General features: G+C 69.8%; 2 protein-coding genes. Both read left to right on the top strand.

Annotated elements, in window-relative coordinates:
* Nucleotides 1–240: 240 nt before the first annotated feature.
* Nucleotides 241–1,416 (top strand): aspartate-semialdehyde dehydrogenase, encoded by a 1,176-nt coding sequence (asd, locus tag VFV21_RS09195; protein WP_329669130.1) that lies wholly within the window; start codon nt 241–243, stop codon nt 1,414–1,416.
* A gap of 178 nt (nt 1,417–1,594) precedes the next feature.
* Nucleotides 1,595–2,934: FimV/HubP family polar landmark protein (locus VFV21_RS09200; protein WP_329669131.1), on the top strand; the 1,340-nt coding region annotated here is incomplete at its 3' end.

Below are 2,934 nucleotides of genomic sequence, written 5' to 3' on the forward strand. Positions count from 1 at the left end.
CGCCGCCGCCGACCGGATCGAGTCCGCGGTGAAGGACGTGCTGTCGCAGGGGCTGCGGACGGCGGACATCTGGTCCGAAGGCACCCGGAAAGTCGGCACGCGTGAGATGGGCGACGCGGTCGTGGCTGCCATCACCAAGAAGACGATTACCAAGGGCTAGCAAGCTCCGGTTCGTCGCGCCCTCCCCCGGCCGAGACGAGCCGGGGGAACCAGATTCACCTCGAACTGAAAGGCGCACCGATGAAACTCACGAACGGACAACAACCGCTGGTCGGCCTCGTCGGCTGGCGCGGCATGGTCGGCTCGGTCCTGATGGACCGCATGCAGGCCGAAGGCGACTTCGGCCTGATCGAGCCGGTCTTCTTCTCCACCTCCAACGCCGGCGGCAAGGCGCCGGCCATGGCGAAGAACGAGTCCACGCTGAAGGACGCGTTCGACATCGAGGCGCTGAAGAAGTGCGACATCGTCATCACGGCCCAGGGCGGCGACTACACCACCGAGGTGTTTCCCAAGCTGCGCGCGGCCGGCTGGAACGGCCACTGGATCGACGCGGCCTCCACCCTGCGCATGAAGGACGACGCGGTCATCATCCTCGACCCGGTCAACATGCCCGTCATCAGGAACGCGCTCGCCAAGGGCGGCCGCAACTGGATCGGCGGCAACTGCACGGTCAGCTGCATGCTGATGGGCGTGGGCGCGCTGTACAAGGCGGGCCTGGTCGAGTGGATGACCAGCATGACCTACCAGGCCGCCTCCGGCGGCGGCGCCCAGCACATGCGCGAGCTGCTCACGCAGTTCGGCACGCTCAACGCCGAAGTGCGCTCGCTGCTGGACGACCCGAAGTCGGCGATCCTCGAGATCGACCGCAAGGTGCTGGCGCGCCAGCAATCCATGACGGGCGAAGAGACCGCCAACTTCGGCGTGCCCCTGGGCGGCTCGCTGATCCCCTGGATTGATAAGGACCTGGGGATCGGGAAACAGCCGGACGAGGCCGGCTGGGGCGTCTCGCGCGAGGAGTGGAAGGCCGGCGCCGAGACCAACAAGATCCTGGGCCAGGGCGAAGGCTTCGGCAGCAAGGCGGTCCCGGTGGACGGCTTCTGCGTGCGCGTGGGCGCGATGCGCTGCCACTCGCAGGCGCTCACCTTCAAGCTGAAGAAGGACGTGCCGGTGGCGGACATCGAGGCGATGATCGCCACCGACAACCAGTGGGTGAAGGTGGTGCCCAACACGCGCGAGGCGACGCTGCAGGGCCTGACGCCGGTGGCGGTGACCGGCACTCTGGAGATCCCGGTCGGCCGCATCCGCAAGCTGGCGATGGGCCCGGAGTACGTCGGCGCCTTCACCATCGGCGACCAGCTGCTGTGGGGCGCGGCGGAGCCGCTGCGCAGGATGCTGCGGATCCTGCTGGACGCGTGAGGGTGTGTGTCGGGCCCTGTATCGACGCGTTACCATGCGTTGTGACTCGGCAACAAGGAAGTCGGCATCAAGCTGTGTGCAAGCGTTCCACGGACGTTAAGCGGTGTCTCAGCTTGTCAGTCTAAGACGTTGCTGTTATGGTCCTTTTTCGAATTAAGCCTCGAAGGCAATGGGCCGCATGAAGAGAAAAAGACTGCCTCCCGACCGAGGAGTAGGGACGCCATCACAGAAGAGCCTGCCGAAGCTCCGGCTGTCGACGCTGGCACTGGCGGCTGCAGTCACTTTCGGCCTGGCGTCGCCCGATGCGCTCGCCCTGGCGCTCGGCCGCGTCACCGTGCAATCGGCCCTGGGCGAACCGCTGCGGGCCGAGATCGACGTGCCCGAGATCACGCCCGAGGAAGTCTCCTCGCTGCGCGCCTCCATCGCTTCCCCGGCCACCTTCCGCACCCAGGGCCTCGAATACAGCCAGGCGCTGGCCAACGTCACCATCACCCTGCAGCGCCGCCCCAACGGCGGCTACTTCCTGCATCTCGCGAGCGACCGCCCGGTCAACGAGCCCTTCGTGGACGTGATCCTGGAAGCCAACTGGTCGTCCGGCCGCGTGCAGCGCGACTTCACGATGCTGTTCGACCCGCCGGCGCTGCGCCAGCCCGGCGCCCCGGTCACCGCGCAGGTCGCGCCTTCCACGGGCACGCAGCGCACCGCGCCCGCCGCAGCCGCGCCGCGTCCCGCACCCGCACCCGCCCCTGCGGCACCGGCCGCACCGCCGGCGACCGCCCGCGCGCCGGCTCCGGCGGCCGCGCCTGCGCCTTCCGCGTCCACGCCGGGTTCGGGTGATGCCGGCAAGCGCGTGACGGTGCAGCCCGGCGACACCGCCGGCAAGCTCGCCGCGGCCAACAAGCCGGCCAGCATCTCGCTGGACCAGATGCTGGTGGCGATGCTGCGCGCCAATCCGGAAGCCTTCGTCAACGGCAACATGAACCGGCTGAAGGCCGGTGCGGTGCTCGAGATGCCGAGCGCCGAACAGGCCGGCGGCGTTCCGCCCGACGAGGCGAAGCAGACCGTCGTCGCGCAAAGCCGGGACTTCAACGAATTCCGCCGCCGCCTCGCCGAAGGCGTGCCGGCCGCGGCCGCGCCCGCGTCGAGCCGCCAGACGACGGGCCGCGTGCAGGCGCAGGTCGAAGACAAGAAGGCCGCGGCCACCGCGCCGGACCGGCTGCAGCTCTCCAAGGGCGCGGTGCAAGGCAAGCCTTCGACCGCCGACCAGATCGCACGCGAACGCGCGGCCAAGGACGCGCAGACCCGCGTCGCCGAACTGAACAAGAACCTCACGGACCTGAACAAGCTCACCGGTGGCGCCACCGCGGGCACGGGCACGGCCAAGTCCGGCCCCGGCATCAGCGCCCCGCCCGGCGTGACCCCGCCCGCGACCGCGACGCGTCCGGCTTCCGCGCCGGCAGCGGCCGCGGCACCGTCCGCGACGACCGCTGCCGCCACCGCTGCCAAGCCCGCAGCCGC

This window comes from Arenimonas sp., assembly GCF_036275555.1.
Classification (GTDB): Bacteria; Pseudomonadota; Gammaproteobacteria; order Xanthomonadales; family Xanthomonadaceae; genus Arenimonas.